The sequence below is a fragment of the Nitrospirota bacterium genome, assembly GCA_004296885.1.
Taxonomy (GTDB): domain Bacteria; phylum Nitrospirota; class Nitrospiria; order Nitrospirales; family Nitrospiraceae; genus SYGV01.
In genome coordinates, this window is record SCVN01000007.1 from 254,561 (window position 1) to 274,445 (window position 19,885).

At 61.9% G+C, this 19,885-nt stretch carries 21 protein-coding genes; 10 read left to right on the top strand and 11 right to left on the bottom strand.

Features of this window, described 5'->3' with window-relative positions; translation table 11 throughout:
• Nucleotides 1-3 precede the first annotated feature (3 nt).
• From EPO61_04700 to EPO61_04740, 9 genes are all read left to right on the top strand, one after another.
• Nucleotides 4-777: a proteasome subunit alpha gene (locus tag EPO61_04700; protein ID TAJ10016.1), complete on the top strand. Its 774-nt coding sequence runs from the start codon at nt 4-6 to the stop codon at nt 775-777.
• The gene (locus tag EPO61_04705) at nt 770-1,585 is read left to right on the top strand and encodes a hypothetical protein (GenBank protein ID TAJ10017.1); all 816 of its coding nucleotides are present in this window, start codon (nt 770-772) and stop codon (nt 1,583-1,585) included. Before EPO61_04700 ends, EPO61_04705 begins: the two co-directional genes overlap by 8 nt.
• Nucleotides 1,586-1,600: 15 nt before the next feature.
• A complete protein-coding gene (locus EPO61_04710; protein TAJ10018.1) occupies nt 1,601-3,091 on the top strand; it encodes a hypothetical protein in 1,491 nt (496 codons plus the stop codon).
• A gap of 83 nt (nt 3,092-3,174) precedes the next feature.
• Nucleotides 3,175-3,951 (top strand): hypothetical protein, encoded by a 777-nt coding sequence (locus EPO61_04715; protein ID TAJ10019.1) that lies wholly within the window; start codon nt 3,175-3,177, stop codon nt 3,949-3,951.
• An 86-nt stretch (nt 3,952-4,037) separates the two neighbouring features.
• Entirely contained in the window at nt 4,038-4,946 is a 909-nt protein-coding gene (locus tag EPO61_04720; GenBank protein ID TAJ10020.1) for a cation diffusion facilitator family transporter, read from the top strand.
• A 169-nt stretch (nt 4,947-5,115) separates the two neighbouring features.
• Nucleotides 5,116-5,331: a hypothetical protein gene (locus EPO61_04725; GenBank protein TAJ10021.1), complete on the top strand. Its 216-nt coding sequence runs from the start codon at nt 5,116-5,118 to the stop codon at nt 5,329-5,331.
• 152 nt (nt 5,332-5,483) lie between these two features.
• Nucleotides 5,484-5,846, top strand: coding sequence for a transcriptional regulator (locus EPO61_04730; GenBank protein TAJ10022.1), 363 nt, complete (start codon nt 5,484-5,486; stop codon nt 5,844-5,846).
• Nucleotides 5,847-5,949: 103 nt separating this feature from the next.
• Nucleotides 5,950-6,909: a pyridoxal-phosphate dependent enzyme gene (locus EPO61_04735; protein TAJ10023.1), complete on the top strand. Its 960-nt coding sequence runs from the start codon at nt 5,950-5,952 to the stop codon at nt 6,907-6,909.
• A 105-nt stretch (nt 6,910-7,014) separates the two neighbouring features.
• Complete coding sequence (locus EPO61_04740) at nt 7,015-9,384, top strand: CHAT domain-containing protein (protein ID TAJ10024.1); 2,370 nt, start codon at nt 7,015-7,017, stop codon at nt 9,382-9,384.
• A 183-nt stretch (nt 9,385-9,567) separates the two neighbouring features.
• Here EPO61_04740 and EPO61_04745 read toward each other — a convergent pair whose 3' ends face one another.
• From EPO61_04745 to EPO61_04780, 8 genes are all read right to left on the bottom strand, one after another.
• Nucleotides 9,568-11,259 (bottom strand): tetratricopeptide repeat protein, encoded by a 1,692-nt coding sequence (locus tag EPO61_04745; GenBank protein TAJ10025.1) that lies wholly within the window; start codon nt 11,257-11,259, stop codon nt 9,568-9,570.
• 86 nt (nt 11,260-11,345) lie between these two features.
• Nucleotides 11,346-12,137 (bottom strand): exodeoxyribonuclease III, encoded by a 792-nt coding sequence (gene xth / locus EPO61_04750; GenBank protein TAJ10026.1) that lies wholly within the window; start codon nt 12,135-12,137, stop codon nt 11,346-11,348.
• Nucleotides 12,134-12,451 (bottom strand): hypothetical protein, encoded by a 318-nt coding sequence (locus EPO61_04755; protein TAJ10027.1) that lies wholly within the window; start codon nt 12,449-12,451, stop codon nt 12,134-12,136. The genes xth and EPO61_04755 overlap by 4 nt, the downstream gene beginning before the upstream one ends.
• Nucleotides 12,448-12,912 carry a GNAT family N-acetyltransferase gene (locus EPO61_04760; GenBank protein ID TAJ10028.1) on the bottom strand — a complete coding sequence of 155 codons (465 nt, stop codon included), beginning with the start codon at nt 12,910-12,912 and terminating at the stop codon, nt 12,448-12,450. Before EPO61_04760 ends, EPO61_04755 begins: the two co-directional genes overlap by 4 nt.
• Before the next feature lie 28 nt (nt 12,913-12,940).
• A complete protein-coding gene (locus tag EPO61_04765; GenBank protein TAJ10029.1) occupies nt 12,941-13,156 on the bottom strand; it encodes a hypothetical protein in 216 nt (71 codons plus the stop codon).
• Nucleotides 13,157-13,246: 90 nt separating this feature from the next.
• On the bottom strand, nt 13,247-13,909 hold the full coding sequence (locus tag EPO61_04770; GenBank protein ID TAJ10030.1) for a class I SAM-dependent methyltransferase: 663 nt from the start codon (nt 13,907-13,909) through the stop codon (nt 13,247-13,249).
• A gap of 31 nt (nt 13,910-13,940) precedes the next feature.
• A complete protein-coding gene (locus EPO61_04775; GenBank protein ID TAJ10031.1) occupies nt 13,941-14,618 on the bottom strand; it encodes a tetratricopeptide repeat protein in 678 nt (225 codons plus the stop codon).
• A 78-nt stretch (nt 14,619-14,696) separates the two neighbouring features.
• Complete coding sequence (locus tag EPO61_04780; protein TAJ10032.1) at nt 14,697-14,951, bottom strand: hypothetical protein; 255 nt, start codon at nt 14,949-14,951, stop codon at nt 14,697-14,699.
• 206 nt (nt 14,952-15,157) lie between these two features.
• Here EPO61_04780 and EPO61_04785 point away from each other — a divergent pair, with 206 nt between their 5' ends.
• Nucleotides 15,158-15,751, top strand: coding sequence for a hypothetical protein (locus tag EPO61_04785; protein TAJ10033.1), 594 nt, complete (start codon nt 15,158-15,160; stop codon nt 15,749-15,751).
• A 19-nt stretch (nt 15,752-15,770) separates the two neighbouring features.
• On the opposite strand, the gene EPO61_04790 is transcribed toward EPO61_04785, so the two are convergent.
• The 3 genes from EPO61_04790 to EPO61_04800 all read right to left on the bottom strand — a co-directional run bounded on the left by EPO61_04790 (nt 15,771) and on the right by EPO61_04800 (nt 19,885).
• On the bottom strand, nt 15,771-17,147 hold the full coding sequence (locus EPO61_04790) for an FAD-dependent oxidoreductase (GenBank protein ID TAJ10034.1): 1,377 nt from the start codon (nt 17,145-17,147) through the stop codon (nt 15,771-15,773).
• Nucleotides 17,148-17,316: 169 nt separating this feature from the next.
• A complete protein-coding gene (locus tag EPO61_04795) occupies nt 17,317-18,786 on the bottom strand; it encodes a YdiU family protein (GenBank protein TAJ10035.1) in 1,470 nt (489 codons plus the stop codon).
• A 64-nt stretch (nt 18,787-18,850) separates the two neighbouring features.
• Nucleotides 18,851-19,885, bottom strand: a complete 1,035-nt coding sequence (locus tag EPO61_04800) for a c-type cytochrome (protein ID TAJ10036.1) — start codon at nt 19,883-19,885, stop codon at nt 18,851-18,853.

The following is a 19,885-nucleotide window of genomic DNA, read 5'->3' on the forward strand; positions in this document are numbered from 1 at the left end:
GCGATGGGTATGCAGGGTGATTTCTTGCAGCTCCTGAAGGAGCAGGGCTATCAGATCGGCACCTCGGTCCCAGCCGGCACGGGGGTGGAGATCACGCGCGGCACGACGATCCTGGCCATGAAATACCGGGACGGGGTCCTGGTGGCCGGCGACCGTCGGGCCACAGCCGGCAACATGGTCATGTACGACCGCACCGACAAAGTTCTGGAACTGGACCGCCACAGCGTGATGGCGATCGCCGGCGTCCCCGCCACCGCCTACGAGATGGTGCGGGTGCTGGAACATTCCTTCAAATACTACCGCCGCACCCAGCTCCAGGAATTGAGTTTCGAGGGCAAGCTACGGGCCGTGTCCAAACTGCTGAAGGAAAATGTAGCCGCGGCGCTGGCCGGCACAGGCGCGGTGGCGCCCATCTTCGCCGGCTACGATTTCGAGCAGGGCTCGGCCAAGATTTTCTTCTACGACATTCTGGGCGCCGAGTTCGAAGGGGTGGAATATGCCGTGTCCGGTTCCGGCTCGCCGACGATCCGCGGCATCCTGCACTACGTGAACACCTGGGGCGGGCAACCCCTGGCGGCGCTGCCCGAGGAAGAGGCGACGATCCAGGCCTTGCGGCTCCTCACCTGCGCCGCCGAGTTCGACTCGGCCACCGGCGGGGTCAACCACGAGGCGAACCTCTATCCGGTCGTGAAACTCATCACCGAGCGCGGCGTCCGGACGGTTCCTGACGGGACGTTGAAGCCGCTGTTCGAATCCAAGGTGATCCGCCATGTATGAAGAGCCTTATCGCTGGGTGGAGGCGGTCGGCAACCGCCGCCAGTATCTCGACGAGCAGCTCAAGCAGGGGAGCCCGGTCGTCGCCCTCTCCTATGCGGACGGGATTCTGCTCCTGACCGTCAGCCGCGGCACGCCCAAACTCTACGAAATCTACGACCGCATCGCGCTGGGCGGCATCGGCCACCCGGCCGATCTGGAAAAGCTCCGTTTCAGCCTGCTCGAAATGGCCCATCTGGAGGGTTTCAACCGCTCGCCGTCCGACGTGACCGGCGCACGCATGATGAAACTCGGGCTGGCGCCGATCATCAAGCAGGCCTTCGAGGAGATCTTCAAGGCGCCCTTCATCGTCAAGATTCTCCTGGCAGAGTTGAGCCTGAAACCTGGCAAGGACATGTTCCTAACCATCGACTATGACGGGACGTTCGAAGAGACCTCCGGCTATGCCGTGCTGGCCGCCACCAAGGCCATCCAGACTCGCATGGTCGCTTATCTGAAGAAGGCGGGACACGCACCGCCCCTGTCGCTGGACGCAGCGTTGGCTCTAACCGCCAAGACCTGGTCCGTTGGGTCTCTGGCGCAAGCGGCTGAGTCGGAGGCCGATCACAAGGACGAGAAGGAATCCGCCATACCCGTCGCGCAGGAGCCGGACGACGCCCAGCTGCTGGCGCACTTGCGGGAAACGCTCGCCGACAAGATCCTCGAAGGCGCCGTCCTGGAACGACAGGCTCCCGGCTCGTCGAAATACCGAGCGCTCACGAGAGAGGAGTTGGCCTTTCTGGTCCCGAAGTCCGCGCAGGCATCTGCCTGAGATCACGCCACTTCCATGCTCAATAGAATCTTTGGCCTGGAAACCGAGTACGGGCTCCTGATCAACAGGGACCGGCCCGACCATTCTCCCTCCTGGGTCGCCCATCAAATCCGCGACCACCTGTTCCACCGACAGCAGCTCGGGGTGCTGGACCTGCACCACCGGGGACACGACGAGCCGCCCGGCAACGGGGGCTTCCTCACCAACGCCGGCCGCATCTATCTGGACATGGGGCACCTGGAATATGCCTCGCCGGAATGCGGGTCTCTCACCGATCTCGTCGCCTCCGACCGGGCCGGCGATCAGCTCATCCAGCAGGCGATCGAGGAAATGGGGCTCGGCGACCAGGTCTCGCTGATCAAGAACAACATCGACCACGAGACGGATGCCACCTTCGGCTCGCATGAAAACTACCTGGTCACCCGCCGGTTTCCCTTTTCGCGCCGGGGTCTCGGCCTCCTGGTGCCGTTCCTGATCACGCGACAGATTTTCACCGGGGCCGGACGGATCGGCTCCGCCGATACGCCGGACGGCTGGATTCCGGTGGAACAACTGCTCATCCGCCGGCCCGGGCTGCGCAACGCGGGGGACCGGCCGTCGCTGCCCTTCCAGATTTCCCAGCGAGCCGACCATATCGTCAATGACTTCTTCGAGTGGGTCCAGCAGAACCGAGCCATCGTGAACACGCGCGACGAGCCCCTGGCCGACCCGAACCAATTCCGCCGCATCCACCTCTTATTGGGCGATTCCAACCTGGCGGAAACGGCGACCGCCTTGAAGCTGGGGACGACCGGGTTGGTGCTGCAACTGATCGAGGAGGGCCATGCGCCGACCGGCTTCGACTTCGAGGACCCGGTGGAGACGCTGAAAGAGATTTCCCGGGATCAGGACTTCACCTGGCTGGTGGCCCTACGCTCGGGCAAAACCATCTCGGCGATCGACATCCAGGAGCAATTCCTCGACGCAGCCAGAAAACAGTACCGGGGACAGGACGAGGAAACTGATTGGGTGCTGGACCAGTGGGAAGCGGTCCTCACGGACTTGCGCGGCGACTACCGCAAGCTGGTCGGCCGCGTGGACTGGGCATCGAAGCTCTGGCTCCTGGAATCGTTCCGGGAGGCAGAGAAGGTGAAATGGAACGATCCCTGGCTGAAAAGCCTGGACTTGGAGTATCACAATCTTCATCCGGACAAGGGGCTCTACTTCGGCCTGCTGGAAGAAGGGAAGGTCCCCCGCGTGACCACCGACCAGGCGGTAGCCCTGGCCCAGAAGCAGCCGCCCCGGAACACCAGAGCCTTCGGACGAGGGGAGTTGGTCCGGCACCTGCTGGACCATGGCGTGCCGGAATCGGACGAACCGGAGGACGAGACACAGGGCCGTCAGCGGTTTATCCCGGACTACGTGATCAACTGGTCTATCTTTCAAGTGCGCGGACGTCCACCTTTTCCGATGCCGGACCCTTTCAAAACTTATGCGCAGGAAGTCCGCAGCCATTTGTCCGGCTAAGCCCGTTCGTTCAAGTTCCAGTCTTTCCTGAATGATTCTTGTTTGGCTCTCCTGCGCACCACGCGCCGTTGAAGAGGTGCTGTATGCAATCTTGGGATTGGGCCGCCGCCGGGCTCGTCGGCCTCATGGCCGCGCTGCTCGCCGGCAAATTCATCGAAGCGCTGTCCGGCAAGGCCAAGCTGCTCATTTTCAGCATCGCCGCCCTGGCCGTCGTGCAGGGAGCCGCCACCTACGCCATCCTGCCGGGAGCCTTACTGAGAGATACGCTCTTGGCCCCCATCCTGGGCACACGGCCCGCCGCGGACCGACTGGCAAACCTCTACGAGAAAAAAATTCTGGACGACCCGCTCCTCGGCCCGCAGCTCAAGAGCCTCTCCACCGCGGACCGGAGGCAACGCATGTTCACGCTGACCGCGCACGGGATGCCACGGCTCGATGCCTCCTGGCACGAGAAGCGCGTGGCGCTCATTAATCGCCTGCTTGCCGTGGCCACGGTGCAGGAATGCGCCGCGCTCGGACGGGGCAAGGTGACGGAAGCCGGGCTGCACACCCTCATGGTCAAGCTGTCCGAGCCGGAGGTGGCGCAGATGCATGAGCTGTCCATTGCGGCAGCCCGGGCGGAAATCGGCAACCAGCCCTACCAGAAGGCCGACGATACGGAGCTCGGCGCGGCGGTGCGCGAACTCCTGTCCCGCTTGCCGCCCGAGGATGCGCAACGGTTCGAACGGGAATTCCCGCGCATGCTGTTCGCCGACGACCCGGATGTCTGCTGGATGGGCAAGACCCTCTACGGCGAAGTGGGCAACCTCTCGCCGCCGAACCGGGACGCGCTCCGGCAGGCGCTCAGCCGCTGGGAGTGAGCCGGGGCACGGCTGCCTGCCGACCCACTTCCGGCCTCGCTTGACTCTCGCCCATCGACTCAGTAGCGTGGGCCCACGAGGACGCGATGGCACCCACAGCCGGCCCAGTTCTGAGCGAATACCGGACCAAAGAACGCTTCGTCCGGAACGGCTTCCTGGCCAGCTTTTCGACGTTCACGCTCAAACTCACCGCCGCCCTGCTCAGCAATTCCCTGACGATTTTCACCGATCTGCTGCGCAACGTCGGGGAAACGATCGCCTGCTTCTTCGCCTGGCAGACCATGCGGCGGATCGCGAAGGGCAAGGCGGGCACCTATGACTACGGGTATGGGAAGGCGGAAAGCCTGTCGAGCCTGCTGGTCGCCGGCGTGATGGTCGTCTCGCTGATCATCGCACTGGCCGGAGCCGTCGATCGGTTCCGCCACCCAGTGGACACGCACCGGGTGGAGCTGGGGTTCTTCGTGGCCGTCTATGCCACGGGGTTGAACACGCTCCTCTGGCGGAGGAAGTATCGCCTCACCCGCGCCGCCCCCTCGCCGATCATGGAATCCCAGTGGCACCTCTTCCGCAACAAGGCCCTGGTCAACGGCTGCGTGGTCGGAGGACTCGGGCTGGACCAGGCGTTCGACGGCGCGCCCTGGGCCCTTTACATCGATCCCGCCGCCTCGCTCGTCGTCTGCGGATTTCTGGCCTATTCGATCTATAACATCGCCACCAAAAACACCGCCGACCTCCTCGACCGGGCGCTGGACGAGTCGCTGCAACTGGTGATCCTGCGCGCGCTGGCCGGACATTTCGATGAGTATGCGGCCTTTCACGGCCTGCGGTCGCGCCGCTCCGGCACCGCCGTCTACGTCGAACTCTTTCTGGAGTTCGAGGGCAGCAAGACCATGGCCGAGGTGCAGCGGACGATCGAATCGCTGAAGACCGAGCTGGAACGTCACATTCCAGGGAGCCGGATCGTCATCGCCCCCGCCACGGCCAAAGTGGTCTGAGTTTCGGACAAGACCGCTCCGCAGCTGCCATCTCGTCCCCGACATGCCAGCCTTGCATTAACGACTTCTAATCCCTCCTTAATCGTCCGCTCATCTTGCGGTGCTACCGTTTCGCCCAGAGACAAGGGATCGTGGGCGGGCAGGATCATGGACAAAAGGAGGCGGAATCATGGAATGCCGCAAGTGCAGGGGATTGATGGTGCAGGAGTGGTGGGCGGACTTTTTCGAGGAGACGCGCGCCTGGCGGTGCCTGAACTGCGGTTCGGTGTTGGATCGGATGATCCTGCACAATCAGGAGGCCGTGGTGGCGCTGAAAAAGGAGCCGCGAGGGCCGAGAGCAGTCGCGCGCGTCGGAGCTCGTCGCCTCGAGCCGGCGATCCGGTAAATCCGCGGTAAGATTCGGCAGGAACGAAGCGTTTGTCGGGCCGACTGAAGTCCCAATGCTGGACTCCGTCCTCTGAAATCGTTACAAGAGGAGTCGTCTGAGTCGGCATTGCGCAGCCGATGCAGACAGCACCAACAGCCGGGGCTCTGTCCATGCCGATTCCGGAGCTGACGATCCGTCAACAACTGGCCGAGTTGCTCATGGGGACCCTCCGTTCCTCACGACAGTTGGCCGAACTGGTCGGAATTCCCGAGCGCCAAGTCGAAGACCATCTCGGCCATCTCATCAAATCGCTGGGGCGGAATCGGCAGAAGCGGTTCGTCATGGACCCGCCTGCCTGCCAAGACTGTGGGTTTCTGTTCAGAGAACGTACGAGACTGACCAAGCCAAGCCGGTGCCCCCGCTGTCGAAGTGAAGCCGTTTTGCCGCCCCGATTCGGCATCACTCCTCTCTGCTCGATCAGCGGCAGTGACAATTCCGCAACCGACGCTCGCAGCCTAGATCGCAGGTCGTGACCACCTAGGCAAGGAAGTGGATGAAGCCCATCCATTTCTATCCCGGACCGGCGGGAACGATGAGGTATGGGCAGCATCCCCATTCCATGCTAAAACTGCGGGAATGGAATCAGTCACCTTTCAAGATATTAAGCGGGCCGCGGAACGGCTCCGCGGGATCGCCCACGTGACCCCGGTCGTCACCGGCCGCCAATTGGACGAAATGTCCGGCGCATCGGCTTTTCTCAAGTGCGAGAACTTTCAGCGCGTCGGGGCCTTCAAGTTTCGCGGCGCCTACCATGCCATCCTCATGTTGCCTCCGGAAGAACAGGGCCGGCCGATCGTGACCATTTCGTCCGGCAATCACGCGCAGGGGGTCGCCCTGGCCTGCCGGCTGCTGGGACGGCAGGCCCACATCCTCATGGGCGGCTTGACCAACCCCATCAAGCGCCAGGCCGTGCTCGGCTATGGAGCGACGATTCACGAAGCAACCGATCATCTGGATGCAGAGCGGAAACTGCCGGCCCTGCTGGAGCGACTCCACGCCCGCTACATCCACCCTTTCAACGACCCGCTGGTCATTGCCGGCCAGGGTACCGTCATGCTGGAATTTCTCTCCACCGTCCCGGATCTGGACGTGGTGCTGGCCCCCGTGGGCGGAGGCGGGCTCCTCTCCGGCACCTGCCTGGCGGCACATGGGCTCAACCCCAAGCTACAGGTCTATGCCTGCGAACCGGCCGGGGCCCTGGATGCGATGCATTCCGTGCGGGAAAATCGGATCGTGCCGATGCCAGAGCCCCACACGCTGGCCGAAGGCCTCAAGACCAGCCTGGGCGACGTGACCTTGCCGGTGCTCCGGCAACATCTGGCCGGTTTCTTCGTGGTGGAGGAGGACGAGATTCCCCGCGCCATGCGGTTCGCCTTCGAGCGGCTCAAGCTGGTGATCGAACCATCCAGCGCGGTGGCCCTGGCGCCGCTGCTGCGCCGCGAGCCGGCGCTGGTCGGCAAACGGGTGGGCGTCATCCTGACCGGCGGCAACGTGGACCTGACGAAGTTCTTCGAGCAGCTCTCATCACGGGCTTAAGCCATACACCGATCGGCCTATTGCCGGTTCAGATTGGCCTTGCCATTATCATTCCTTAAAACTAGACTGTTCTCCGATCTATGTAGATTCTTCCTCAATCGATCGATGTCCATAGCAAAGCTTCCATTCCTCATTCTAATCCTGCTTTCAGTCACGTCATGCGCACGTGTTATGGATGAAATGATGGCCCTAAATGCCGGACCTCGTCGGGCATCAAGCGACATGAACGAACAGAGCAGGAAGTTGGGTCAACTGACAGAAGGTCGCTACGAGCAGCTTGTCGAGGAGTTAGAGGGCAGGTATCCGGATCTATCTTCTGCATACATGGACGATCTTGGGCCGTTGTGCAAAGCCTACAGCGAATTAAAGAAATATAACAGACTGTTCACTTGCTTGGATGAACTTGAGCGTAAGACAAACAAGTACCGCAACGAAGACTATCCATTGCTCGTCGAGGAATATGAAATTGCCTTCCTTCGAGCGCAAGCCTTATTGGACATTGGAGATTACCAGAATGCCCTTCCCCATGCGCAACACGCCTTCGGGCTCTTGAATAAGAACGAAGTGAAAGAAGCCGAGTTTCAGCATGGGCGTCATGCGACTCTGACTTTGCTTGGCCTAGCTCAAGCCCTGAGCGGGAATCGTCAGGAGGCGCTTGCGAGCGCACGCCGCATTGAAAGTAACGGCGTCACGTCGAAAGATTCCATGGTGCAGGAAGAAGAAGAGGCTTTGGAGGATTTGTCTCGTATCCCTATTTACCTTGTCCTGCAAGACGACGAGAAATGTCTCCCTCTTATGCCGAAGGCTCAGCGAGCGGTGAACCGGTGGGAAGCTCAGGGAGCCAGGTGGCTGAAAAGGGGCTTGTACAATTATTTCTTTGGTGGTGTCATCAGGGGCCGTTATCTCATCAGCAAATGTTTCTTCGAAAACAAAAGGTTCGCCGAGGCCAAGGCCGCATACGATAAACTCTTAAGCTACCCCCAAATTGCCAATCAAGGTGGTCTGTATAGGATCATTCTCTTTGACCGAGGACGAATTGCCGAAGCCGAAGGAGACCGCAAGATGGCCCAAACTTATTATCAGCGGGCCATCGAAGTCATCGAACAGCAGCGCTCCACCATCAACACTGAAGCCAGCCGTATCGGATTCGTGGGAGACAAGCAGCAGGTTTATCATCTCTTGATATCCGACCTAATCGCAGAAGGCCGGCCCGCTCAAGCCTTTGAATACGTCGAGCGCGCCAAGGCACGAGCCTTGGTGGATATTCTGGCCTCCAAACAGGACTTCGCCGCTGCTGGATCAGCCTCTCAGCAGATCGTCTCGCTTGTGACTGAAATAGACCAGGCCGATCAAGACTTGCGCGTTCCTGTCTCGTCATCCGAGGAATCCCGCCGCCGCAGCGCACGGGGCGTCCAGGTAAAAGCCAATCTGCGAGCTGCCGCTCCAGAGTTGGCCTCGCTGGTCATGGTGACGGAAACGGCCAGCGGCGCGGTTCAAGCCCTACTGGAGCCGGATGAGACGCTGCTCGAATATTACTATCATGACGACGACCTCTATGCCTTTGTAGTGACTCGCGAGCGGGTCCAGGCCGTCAAGCTGCCAGGCAAGGGCCTGCTCGCCGACGTGGAAGAGTTTCGGAAATCACTGGAGGACCCGAAATCCGATGAGACAAAAGCGCTCTCACAAAAACTCTATGGCCGATTGGTTCAGCCCATTGCCGGGCAGCTCGCGACAAAGCGCTTGCTGATCGTCGGCCATGGTATTCTGCATTATTTGCCCTTCGCCGCCTTGTCGGATGACGCCGGTTACCTGGCGGACCGATACAGTTTGAGGCTCCTGCCCAGCGCGAGCGTGCTACAGTTTCTCAAGGGACGGCAAGCTCAAAAGGGCGGCAGTCTGCTGGCCTTCGGCAATCCCGATCTCGGCGACCGGCGGCTGGATCTCAAATTTGCCGAGGACGAAGTGCAGACCATTGCCAGAGCCTTTCCCAACACCAAGGTTCTCCTCCGTCAGGACGCCACCAAGAACGCCTTCAAGACCCTTGGCCCGCAGTTTACTTATCTTCATCTGGCCACCCACGGAAAATTCGATCCGGATGCACCGTTGAAGTCGGGACTGTTCTTGGCCGGTGATGCGCAAGGCGAGGGTTTTCTGAGCCTGGGCGATCTCTATTCGATGCGGCTGAACGCCGAATTGGTGACCTTGAGCGCCTGCGAGACCGGTCTGGGCAAGGTCAGCAACGGGGACGATGTGGTGGGATTAACGCGCGGGTTTCTCTATGCCGGGAGCAATTCCATCGTGGCAAGTCTCTGGGAAGTTGACGACCTGGCAACCTCCCTCTTGATGACCGAGTTCTACGCCCACCTCAAGAAGGGCGATAAGCAGGAAGCCCTGCGCCAAGCACAACTGGCAACCAAGGCCAAGTATCCGCATCCCTACTACTGGGCCGCCTTCCAACTCACCGGATTGCCGTAGTTATTGCTTTTAGTAGCTTTCTCTCCAGAACGCTCAAAAAAGTTACAGTTCTCACCCACCCACCCCGGCGCGCAAGACGCGCCTGTTCCACGGGCAAGGCCGCAGGGAGCGAGGCCCCCGAGGCGTACTGAAGAAGTACGTTGAGCGGGGTCGAGCGACCGAGAACAAAGTTGGGGACCTTTTTCAGCGTTCTGTGCTGCGGCGGCCGTAGAGGAGGGTGATGTTGATCCGCCGGCTCTCATAGTCGTCCTTGAACCGGATCGTGTCCGACTCGTGGAACAGATCTGAATTGAAAATGAGGGCGCGGTTCTGCCGGTAGGGGACCGTGATCGCCTTGGCCCCGCTGTTTCGCAGGAATTCCCGCACCATCGGCTCGTGAGCCGAGCTGTTGTACGCCTTGAAATGCCACTCCTTCGGCGCTTCCTTGTCCCAGACGACGAGCCCCCCGTGCTCCTGGTCCAGATTGGCCTCGTCAGGCGTGATCCAGAAGTTCACATTCACGGCCGCTGCGTCCGCATGGAGGTTGAGCGCCTTTCTCTCGCTGTCGCACTTGAACGACCAGGCCTGCATCAGCCGATGCTGCTTGAAGATGCCGGGGAACCGGAGCCGCAGCTCCTCGGACAGTTGGAGAAAGAGCGGGCAGGAGAAGCCCTCGCCGATGAAGGCCCCCACGTAGCCGTTCACATATTCCTTCTTCCAGATCGTCGAATCCAGACAGAACCGGCGTAAGGATTCGAGGGCCTCCTTCGTCAAGAGACCGTCGACGTAGACGATGCCCGGCTGGGCTGCCTCATAGCGGGCTTCGATGGCCGTCACGTCGAGGGCCGGATTCAGCGCGCCGCCGGGCAAAGCGGGACAGTCGGCATAATGGAGGATGCGGTTGAAGGAGGGACCGATCTCCGTCAGCGCCTCCTTGGGCACCGGCACCGCAAGCTGGCCGGCCGGCAGTTCGTGAGCCAGCTGTTGCAGCCGCTTCCACCCATTCACGCAGGAGACGGAAGCCACCGGGATCAGTCCCAGGGCGAGCAATCGCTCCAGCTGCTCCACTTCATGCTTGATACGGGACCGATGCACCGTCGCCGGAGCGACCGGCTTGCCGTGATTCTGTTTCACATCCGCCGCCCGGCGAAACCATCGCAGCGCCTCGTCGAGCCGCCCTTGCCACAAATTGGCGAATCCCAAGTTGGTCTGAGCTTTGACATGGTCCGGGCTCAGCCCCAGGACCTTCTGATACGCGGCGACCGCTTCCTCCACCTTCCCTTGCTCCATCAGCGCGACTCCCAGATTGCACTGGGCTTCCAGGTGAGTCGGCTTGAGGTCCAACGCGCGCCGGTAGCAGGCGGCCGCCTCCTCCAGCTTCCCCTGTTCCTTGAGCGCCACCCCCAGATTGTTGTGGGCTTCGACGTAGGAAGGGTTGGCCTCCAGGGCTTTGCGGTAGGCAAGGACCGCCGCCTCCGGACTCCCTTGCTCCAAGCGGACATTGCCCAGGTTGCTCAGCGCTTCCGCATGGGCGGGAAACAGCTTCACGGCTTTCTCGTAAGCCGCCGCCGCTTCGTCCAGTTTGCCCTGCTTCTGAAGGACGACGCCCAGGTTGAACCGATAGGGGGCCTGGCTCGAATCGTTCCGGATCGCTTGGGTGAGGAGCGCGACGGCCTGATCCAGTTTGCCGACTTGGTAGGCCAGCAAGCCAAGCAGGTGGAGCGCTTCGGCATGGTTCGGGTCGAGGGCGAGGATCTGGCGGTAGAAGGGCTCGGCCTGGGCCAACCGGCCGGCCTTGTGATGGGCCGATCCCTCCCGCAGCAGCGGCTGGATCTCGGCCTGGGCCGGGCCGCGCTTGTGGGTTTTTTCCTGACGGCGTCGATCGGCTCGATTCATGCGGGCAGGCTAGACTTGTCCTTGGCACCTGTCAAGCATCGGTTCGCCCGGGGGAAACGGCCAAGCCGGCCGCGAGGGAGCCGGGCTTACAGAGAGAATGAGGCCCAGAGAAACGTGTGGTCGGAGGGGTCTTTGGCGCGGCGCGGTTCGATGTCCACCGCCACCTCGGTGCAGCGGTCGGCCAGCGGCTTGGTGGCGAGGATGTGATCGATGCGCCAGCCCTTGTTGGCGTCCAACGAGCTGGGCTGGCGATAGTCCCAGAAAGTATATTGCTGCCGGTCCGGGTAGAGTTTCAGAAACACGTCCTGGAACCCCCAGGCGATGGTTTGCTCGTAGGCCTGGCGCGCATCCTCATGGTAGCAGACGTGCTTGAGGTGCTTCTCCGGACTGTGCACGTCGATCGGGCGAGGCGCCACGTTCATATCGCCGCACCAGATCGCCGGCTTGTCGGGAGACAAATGCTTGGCGAAGTAGCCGCGGAGCCGCTTGTACCAGTCCAGCTTGTAGGCGTATTTGGGGGACTCGATTTCGAAGCCCTGGGGCACGTAGGTATTGATGATGGGAATGCCCCGGTAGAGAATGCGCAGCAGCCGCGCCTCGTCCGGCTCTCCTCCGTCGTCGAACCCGTACCAGACTTGCTCGGGCGGCTGCTTGGTCAAGATCGCGACCCCGTTGTAGGCCTTCATGCCCCGAAAGGTCACCTGGTAGCCGGACGGATGAAGGTCCATCAGCGGGAACTCCGTATCCTGAACTTTCGTCTCCTGCAAGCAAAGCACGTCGGGCTGGTGTTTGGCCAGCCAATCGAGGACGATCGGGAACCGTTTGCGGAGCGAGTTGACGTTGAACGTGGCGATCTTGATCGACGATGCGGCGCTCATTCAACACACTCCTGTTTGAGCCAATAGGTCAGTACCTGTCGTTCATTAAACGTCAAGATGTACTCCTGGCAGTCCGGCTCGGCAGGATGCCCTTTGTAGGCATAATTGAACGGGGAATCGGGAAAGTAGTGGTAGACCCATTCGGTCCCGCCGCGGTCCAGCTTCTTGACCTCGGTCGGTTTGCCCAAGCGGGCCGTCACCTCCTCCTGCGAGGCCTTGTGGATCTGTTGCGTCAGGTAATCGGCTTGCCAGGAAGTGCAGGCCGGCAGCGCAACAAACAGCAGCGCGGCCAGCAACCGGACGGCGACGCTCATCGGCATTCGCTTGGAGCCGGTGGCAAGACCAGCGTCATAGCGCGATGGGGAATTCCGGCATCGTCGAAGATCGCGCCCATCGCTTGGAAGCCCTGTTTTTCGTAAAAGCCGACAACAGGAACCTGCGCTGCCAGATAGACTTTCGTCATCCCACGAGTCTGGGCCAAGTCAAGCAAGGCCAAGAGGAGCGCCCGCCCGACGCCCCTGCCTCGATGTTCCTTCAGCACAGCCATACGGCCAAACCGTGCTTGCTTCCCATCCTGGTACAAGCGGCCCGTGCCGGTGGGCTCTCCTTGCTCGTCCCACGCCAGTACATGCCAGCTGGTCGGGTCCAACCCATCCCATTCGAGCTCAAGCGGCACGCCTTGCTCGCGCACGAAGACCGTTTCACGGATAAGGCGGATCGCCGGCTGAGCCTGCGTCCATTCCACCAATTCAATATGGATGGCTGTGCGAGTCATAGGGTGCCGCACGGGGAGCCGGACGTTTCTATCTGGTCCCGTCGTTCTTTTCTTGCAGTCGTTTGAGCGTGCAATACAGAGCGTACCCCTGGGCCAGCATCCCGGTCGCAATCAGGCCCAGCGAGGTCTGCAGCCAGACGGATTCCGGATGATCCAATCCGTGCATGCCGGCCACAAATCCCAGCGCGATACAGACGATCCCGACCGACCGGGCGATCATGGCCCCGGTCCGGTGGTTGCCCATGCCGCGTTCCTCCTCCACGCCCGGCACCCCACGCCCTTGCAGAATAACAGCACAGTACACCGGATGCCGGACCCGACGCAACGGGAGTCGCTATCGCTTGCGGAGCTTGGCCAAAAACCACATAGGCACCGCCTCCCGGCCTTCGGTAAAGGCCAGCAGTTCGAAGCGATCCAGCACAAAGGGGGTGAAGTACTCCGAGAAGGTGTGTGCCGGCTGGCGGATCGCGCAAGGAGGCTGCATGTCCGGGATCGTAAACGTGATGGTCTCCTTGCGATGGTAGGTCCGGTGTTGTTTGCGTTGAAAGACGAACAGCGGATGCTGGACGAGATAGATGAACAGTCCGCCGGGTTTCAGAATCCGGTGCATCTCCCGAAAGGCCGGCTGCAAGTCCGGCTCATTGTGCAAGGCGTAAATACTGGTCACCAGGTCGAAGAACCGGTCGGGGAAGGAGGTCTTCTGGATTGGCTGAACGGAGAGGCGATCCGAGACATCCGGACACTGCTGCCGGGCCAAGACGATCATGGCCGTGGACGGGTCCGTACCGTAGACGGTGGCCCCGCGCTTCGCATAGAAGGGCAGGTCATGGCCGTAGCCGCACCCGGCGTCCAATACCTTCTTCCCCTTGAGCGGCACCGTGAGCTGAGTCCGGAACGCCCGCCGGTGATCCCGCATCGGCGACGACTGTTGCGCACGCATGAAGGCCCGGCCCTCCCGGTCATACTGTGCGAAGAACGTCTTCCCCCGTCCTGCCATGCCTCCTCCTCTCCTGCGGGATCGGCCTCCATTATCGTGGTGCGATGACGGAAGCCTCCACGATCGCCGCCTCCTGGACCCGTTTCATCTTGCGAAGCAGCGCCGCATAGCCGAGCCGGCTTTTGACCGTTTCCGCATGCGCCGGCCCCAGTGTCTGCGTACGGATCGCCAAGGCCCTCCGGTACAGGGGCTCCGCCGGTTCGTACCGACCCTGCGTTTCGTAGAGCATGGCCAGATTGTGCAGGCCCAAGGCCACTTCCTGGTGCTCGGGACCGAACGCCTTTTCCTTGATCGCAAGCGCCCGTTTCAGCAACGGCTCCGCCTCGGCATACTGGCCGTGCAGGCGATGCAGCACGCCCAGGTTGTTCAAAATGGCCGCCACGTCCGGGTGCTCCGCGCCCCGGACCTCCTGCAGGAGTTTCAAGGCCTGGCCGTAATGCAGTTCGGCCTGATCGAACTTGCGCTGCGCCTGCTCCGCCTGCGCCAACTGATACAAGGCAAAGGCGGGCCGCGCATCGTCCGCGCCGAACCGTTCTGCCTTGGCGACGGCCGCCAGAAACAACCGCTCGGCCTCGGCCGGATCGCCGCGCCCCAGCGCTTGCCGGCCGGCGGCCATCGTCTCTTCCCACCCGGCGGACTGGCCGCAGCCGGTCAAGGCCCACCCGATCAGCAAGCAACAGCCTAGCGCCTGCATGGAGTCTTTTCTCACGACACTGTCCTCACAACATCTTCCTCGTCGGACGAATGTGCCTGTACGCGGCCGTGTGGACAGCAACGCCGGCGGCGCTCAGGGCCTGGGCTTCTCGTCGACTTGCTGGAGCTCCGCGCAGGTCTTCGGATCGCCCCAGGAGAAGGCTCGTTCCAGGTACCGGGCCGACGGGAAGACGCCCCGGCAATGATAATGAAGCGTCGCGATCGCCACGCCTCTCTCATAAGCCACCCGCTCGCCTTGCAGCAACCCCTGCCCCAACGACAACCCGATGGCCAGAAGCACCAGAGTCGCCAGCACACCGGGCAAGAGCCAGCCCTGAAGTCCAGCCATGGGCATCCCCGCCTCCTCACTGTGGGCCACAGCACAAAACCAGCGCGCGAGGCCGGTAACACCGCAAGCCTCTGCGCAGAAATGCGGAAGTGTTGACGATCTTCCCACTCCGCGGCTTCGGAGGCAAGCCCATCGAGGCGAGGGCTCTTCGTCCGATCGCCCAGGCGCCCCGCCTAAGGCCTCCGTAAGGCGTGTCGAAGCTCGCGATGATGCGGGAGTTTCACGTTCAACTTGACCGTTGTGTGAAAAAGTCCTACAACCGTCCTATCATGCCCAAGATCCTCTACATTCATCGTCCGATTCGGGGAGGTGCCGTTATGGTTGAACCTGTTCCGAAGGGGAATCCGTTGCTGGTTGGAGTGACCGCGATGTTGGTACTCGCGATCTTTATTCTGGATCTCTTTACCCCGGCCGGCATTACCATTCCCTTGCTCTATACTATCCCGCTCTTGTTCGCTCTCTTGATTTCTGATCGCCGTTTTTTTCTTTCGGTGGCCGCCGCCGCCGCAATCCTGACGCCCATGGGCTTTTACTTCTCTCCGCCCGGCGGCGTTGCCTGGATGGGTATCGTGAACCGCATAATGGCCGTGCTGGCATTGGGCGTCACCGCGGGATTTTATTGGCGGCTCAAGTCCTTGCAGGCGTTGCTGCCTTTTTGTTCCGGCTGTCAGAAGATCCGCGACGACAGGGGATACTGGAAGCAATTGGAGCTCTATCTGGAAGAGCATTCGGGCACGCAGTTCAGCCGAGGTCTCTGTCCAGCCTGTATGACCAAGGACGCCAAGGCCCTCTCGGCCTAACCAGGCGCAGGCCGCCTGCTCAGGTCAATTGGGCCGCCAGGGCTTCGGCCGGATAGGTGAGGATCTCCGCCAAGGTCGGATGGTAGTGCGGGATACGGAGCAGGTCCCGCACGGTACCGTGGTAGTACATGACCGCGATCAGCTCATGGATCAGTTCGCCGGCCTCCGGCCCGACGATATGCGCCCCGAGCAGTTCGCCGGTCTTCGGCCGGCAGAGCAACTTGACCTGTCCGTAAGTCTCGCCCAGGCACAAGGCTTTGCCATGGTCGCTGAAGGGATGGGACGCCGCTAAGTACGGGATGTCCCGCGTCCGGCATGCCTTCTCGGTCAAGCCCAGCGTGGCCACCTGCGGATCGGTGAAGATCACCTCGCAGGTCAGTCGGTTATCCAGCCGCCGCGGGGGCCCCTGCGGATGCACCGCGTTGTAAGCCGCGATCTCGCCTTGCAGGATCGCTTCGTGGACGACGTTGTGCAGATCCGCGACATCCCCGACCGCAAAGATATGGGGCTGGCTCGTCCGCATCTCACCGTTGACGAGGGGGCGACCGTTCTGCACCTGGATCTGGGCCGCCTCCAGATTCAGGCCGTCGATATTCGGACGACGGCCCAACGCCTGCAAGATCAACTCGCCTGACGCGGTCTTCTCCCGTCCCTCATGCACGAAGTAGACGGTCTTGCCGGGCCCTTGCTTCGTACACCGCTGGAGCTGCGCCCCCGTATAGACGACCATGCCTTCGTCGCGGAACCGCGCCTCCACGGGTCGAGCCAGATCCTCGTCCAGGTACGAATGGACATGGGGCGCCCGCTGAATGAGCGTCACCGCCGTGCCGATCCGTTGATAGAACTGCGCCAACTCGGTCGCCACCGGCCCGCCGCCGAGCACCAGCAGCGAAGCCGGCTGGACCTTCAGTTCCAACAGGTCATCGCTGGTCAGATAGCCGGCCGCTTCCAAACCGGGGATGGGCATCCGGGAAGGAACCGAGCCGGTGGCGATGATGAACGTCTTGGCACTCAGCACATGCCGGCCGACCTGTACCTCCTGCGGGGAACGAAACGTCGCCCGCTCCTCGTAGAGGGTGAAGCGGGGAGCGTGGAGCGCCTTGATCCGGTCCTCGGCAAACTCCCGAACCAGCCGGTCTTTGCGGGTGATGATGGCGGCCAGGTCGGCCTTGGCCGGGACGGGATTCAGCCCGAACTCGCCGGCGCGCCGCATCAACGCGATCACCTCCGAGGAGCGCAGGATCGTCTTCGTGGGCATACAGCCCCGAAGGATACAAAGCCCCCCCAAGGGACCTTGATCCACGATCGCCACGTCCGCGCCGGCCTCCTGCGCCGTGCGCGCCGCCGCGTAGCCGGCCGAGCCGCCGCCGATCACGATAACATCATGCGTCGTCACAGAATATCCTTCATAGGCTCATCAGCACATGCTCAATTTTATTCAGAGGATGCTCAAAAGGGCCAGCCAACGAGGCCGCAGGGCGTGAGGACCCCGAGGCGTACTGAAGAAGTACGTTGAGGGGTTCGAGCGCCCGAGAACAAAGTTGGGGGCCGTTTTCAGCATCCGATTACGACGAACAACTCACGATGATCTGCGTTCCCCAATCCGGCGGCGGCGCCGCATAGGCCTCCATGCCCGGACGTTCGGTAAAGGGATCGCTCAACAGCTCCAGCAGCCGCGCAATCTCGGCATAATCCTTGTGCTTGGTGGCTTGCTCGATGGCCGCCTGAGCCAGATAGTTCCGCAGCACGTATTGGGGATTCACTTGGTCCATGCGCGCTTTCCGTTCTTCATCACGGCTGCCTTCCGCCCGCAGCCGTTCTTTGTATCGGACAGCCCAGGCATCGAACGCCTCCTGGTCGAGAAAGTAGTCGCGCACCGAGTCGTTCTTGGCTTCCGTCGCCTGTTTGAAATCCCCCAGCGCCCGGAAGACGTTCGTGTAGTCGGCGCGAGCGGCTTCCATCAACCCGAGCCAGTCGTCGACCAGGGCCTGGTCCCCCGTCTTCGCTTCACGCAAGCCCAACTTGTCCCGCATCAGGGCGTCATACCGAGCGGCGAAGACCGCCTCGTACCGGTCCAGCGCCGCCTGCGCCTCCTGCTGCGGCAGAAAGGGCGAGAGGGCCTGGGCCAGACAGCGTAAGTTGAAGTACCCGATGTCCGGCTGGTGATGAAACGCATAGCGGCCCTGGTGGTCCGAATGGTTGCAGACGAAGGCCGGATTGTACTCGTCCAGAAATCCGAACGGACCATAGTCCAGCGTCAGGCCGAGGATGGACATGTTGTCGCTGTTCATCACCCCATGGGCAAAGCCCACGGCCTGCCACCGGGCCATCAAATGGGCCGTCCGCTCCGCCACCTCCCCGAACAACCGGACATACTTGTCCGCCTCGTTCGCCAGGTGCGGAAAGAAGTGGCCGATCACATAGTCGGCCAGGAGCGCCACATGGTCGTGCTGCCGCCGATAGTAGAAGGCTTCGAACGAACCGAAGCGGACATGCGTCGGCGCCATACGTAGGAGCATCGCACCGGTTTCGACCGTCTCGCGTCTGACCGGCTCGTCCCCGGCTACGACGCAGAGGGCCCTGGTGGTCGGAATGCCCAGCCCGTGCATGGCTTCGCCGCAGAGGTACTCGCGGATGCACGACCGCAGCACGGCGCGCCCGTCCCCGTCGCGTGAAAAGGGCGTCGCGCCGGCCCCCTTCAAATGCAAATCCCACTTCTCGCCGGCTTGGTTTCGTACCTCGCCCAGCAACATCGCCCGGCCGTCCCCCAATTGCCCGGCATAAACGCCGAACTGATGGCCGTAATAGAGCATCGCGACCGGATCGGCCCCCGGCGGCAAGAGATCGCCGCCGAAACAACGGGGGAACTCCGGCCGCTGAGCCTCGTCCGGGTCCAGGTCGATCAAGGCTGCGGCCGCCTGATTAAAGCTCACCAGATGGGGAACGGGCAGGGGCGTGGGCATCACCCGCCGGTAGAAGGCCTCCGGCAGGCGCGCATAGGTATTGTCGAACTGGAGTGTTTCGAGCTGGCGCATCGGTTGTCTGCGCCATCATACCATGGCGCACGGCGGGGACGGACTCTGGTGAGGCTCCCCACCGTTACTTGGGAAACTCAACCGGCGGCGCGACCTGCCAGCCCTCGCCGTTCAGCGCCCGCATATATTCGACGAGGTCCGCCTTTTCCTGATCGGTCAGGCTGAGCGGGACCATCAAGTTGGACAGGTGTGGATTCTGGATGCCGCCCTTGTCGTAAAACTCGACGACCTCTTCCAGCGTGACGAACCGCCCGTCATGCATATAGGGGGCGGTTCGTGAGATTTCCCTGAGCGTCGGCGTCTTGAAGGCGCCGATATCCTCCGGGTCTTTGGACACTTTGTACCGTCCCACGTCGATCTGGTCCCCATCCCAATCGATGCCCAAGTTGTGGAAGGCCTCATCGGTAAAGTTGAAGCCGGAATGGCAGCGCGTGCAGCGGGCTTTGCCTTGAAAGAGCGCCAGGCCTCGCTTGGCCGATTCCGAGATCGCATGCTCTTCCCCGCCCATATCGAACCGGTCCGCCGGACTGTTGCCCGAGAGGATGGTGCGCTCAAAAGCCGCAATGGCCTTGGCCAACCCGTCCAGCGTCACGTCCGTGCCGAAGACTTTTTGGAACCGTTCCCGATAGCCCTTGATATCGTTCAGCTTGGCCACTTCCGCCTCGTAGGAGGGCATGCCCATCCGAACCGGCTTGTGGAGGGGATTGATCGCCTGCGCCTCCAACGACGGCGACTTGCCGTGCCAGAGCTGCGCCTTGCTGTACAACCGATTGACGATCGTCTGCGTGTTGCGGGTGGCCAATTGCCGGTGGATGCCGATGCCCACCTGCTGCCCGTCGGTCCAGGCCAGCTGCGGCATATGGCAACTCGCGCAAGAGACGGTATTGTTCTGCGAAAGCCTGGTGTCGAAGAAAAGGAGCTTGCCCAGCTCGACTTTCTCCTGAGTGAGCGGGTTATCCGCCTGGATATAGCCGGCGGCTGCGTCCAACCCGAAGGGAATCGTGAGCGTATAGGAGGTCGGGCCTGGTTTAGCCGGCGCCGCAGTTCCCTCCGCCGTAGCCCTGCTGCCGGCCGGCAACAGAAGCAAGACGCTCAGCAT

Bases quoted from the DNA above. Each gene is read 5' to 3' on its own strand.
- EPO61_04700 (TAJ10016.1), top strand. From the start codon at position 4: ATGGGTATGCAGGGTGATTTCTTGCAGCTCCTGAAGGAGCAGGGCTAT.
- EPO61_04705 (TAJ10017.1), top strand. From the start codon at position 770: ATGTATGAAGAGCCTTATCGCTGGGTGGAGGCGGTCGGCAACCGCCGC.
- EPO61_04710 (TAJ10018.1), top strand. From the start codon at position 1,601: ATGCTCAATAGAATCTTTGGCCTGGAAACCGAGTACGGGCTCCTGATC.
- EPO61_04715 (TAJ10019.1), top strand. From the start codon at position 3,175: ATGCAATCTTGGGATTGGGCCGCCGCCGGGCTCGTCGGCCTCATGGCC.
- EPO61_04720 (TAJ10020.1), top strand. From the start codon at position 4,038: ATGGCACCCACAGCCGGCCCAGTTCTGAGCGAATACCGGACCAAAGAA.
- EPO61_04725 (TAJ10021.1), top strand. From the start codon at position 5,116: ATGGAATGCCGCAAGTGCAGGGGATTGATGGTGCAGGAGTGGTGGGCG.
- EPO61_04730 (TAJ10022.1), top strand. From the start codon at position 5,484: ATGCCGATTCCGGAGCTGACGATCCGTCAACAACTGGCCGAGTTGCTC.
- EPO61_04735 (TAJ10023.1), top strand. From the start codon at position 5,950: ATGGAATCAGTCACCTTTCAAGATATTAAGCGGGCCGCGGAACGGCTC.
- EPO61_04740 (TAJ10024.1), top strand. From the start codon at position 7,015: ATGTCCATAGCAAAGCTTCCATTCCTCATTCTAATCCTGCTTTCAGTC.
- EPO61_04745 (TAJ10025.1), bottom strand. From the start codon at position 11,259: ATGAATCGAGCCGATCGACGCCGTCAGGAAAAAACCCACAAGCGCGGC.
- xth (TAJ10026.1), bottom strand. From the start codon at position 12,137: ATGAGCGCCGCATCGTCGATCAAGATCGCCACGTTCAACGTCAACTCG.
- EPO61_04755 (TAJ10027.1), bottom strand. From the start codon at position 12,451: ATGAGCGTCGCCGTCCGGTTGCTGGCCGCGCTGCTGTTTGTTGCGCTG.
- EPO61_04760 (TAJ10028.1), bottom strand. From the start codon at position 12,912: ATGACTCGCACAGCCATCCATATTGAATTGGTGGAATGGACGCAGGCT.
- EPO61_04765 (TAJ10029.1), bottom strand. From the start codon at position 13,156: ATGGGCAACCACCGGACCGGGGCCATGATCGCCCGGTCGGTCGGGATC.
- EPO61_04770 (TAJ10030.1), bottom strand. From the start codon at position 13,909: ATGGCAGGACGGGGGAAGACGTTCTTCGCACAGTATGACCGGGAGGGC.
- EPO61_04780 (TAJ10032.1), bottom strand. From the start codon at position 14,951: ATGGCTGGACTTCAGGGCTGGCTCTTGCCCGGTGTGCTGGCGACTCTG.
- EPO61_04785 (TAJ10033.1), top strand. From the start codon at position 15,158: ATGATGCGGGAGTTTCACGTTCAACTTGACCGTTGTGTGAAAAAGTCC.
- EPO61_04795 (TAJ10035.1), bottom strand. From the start codon at position 18,786: ATGCGCCAGCTCGAAACACTCCAGTTCGACAATACCTATGCGCGCCTG.
- EPO61_04800 (TAJ10036.1), bottom strand. From the start codon at position 19,885: ATGCTGAGCGTCTTGCTTCTGTTGCCGGCCGGCAGCAGGGCTACGGCG.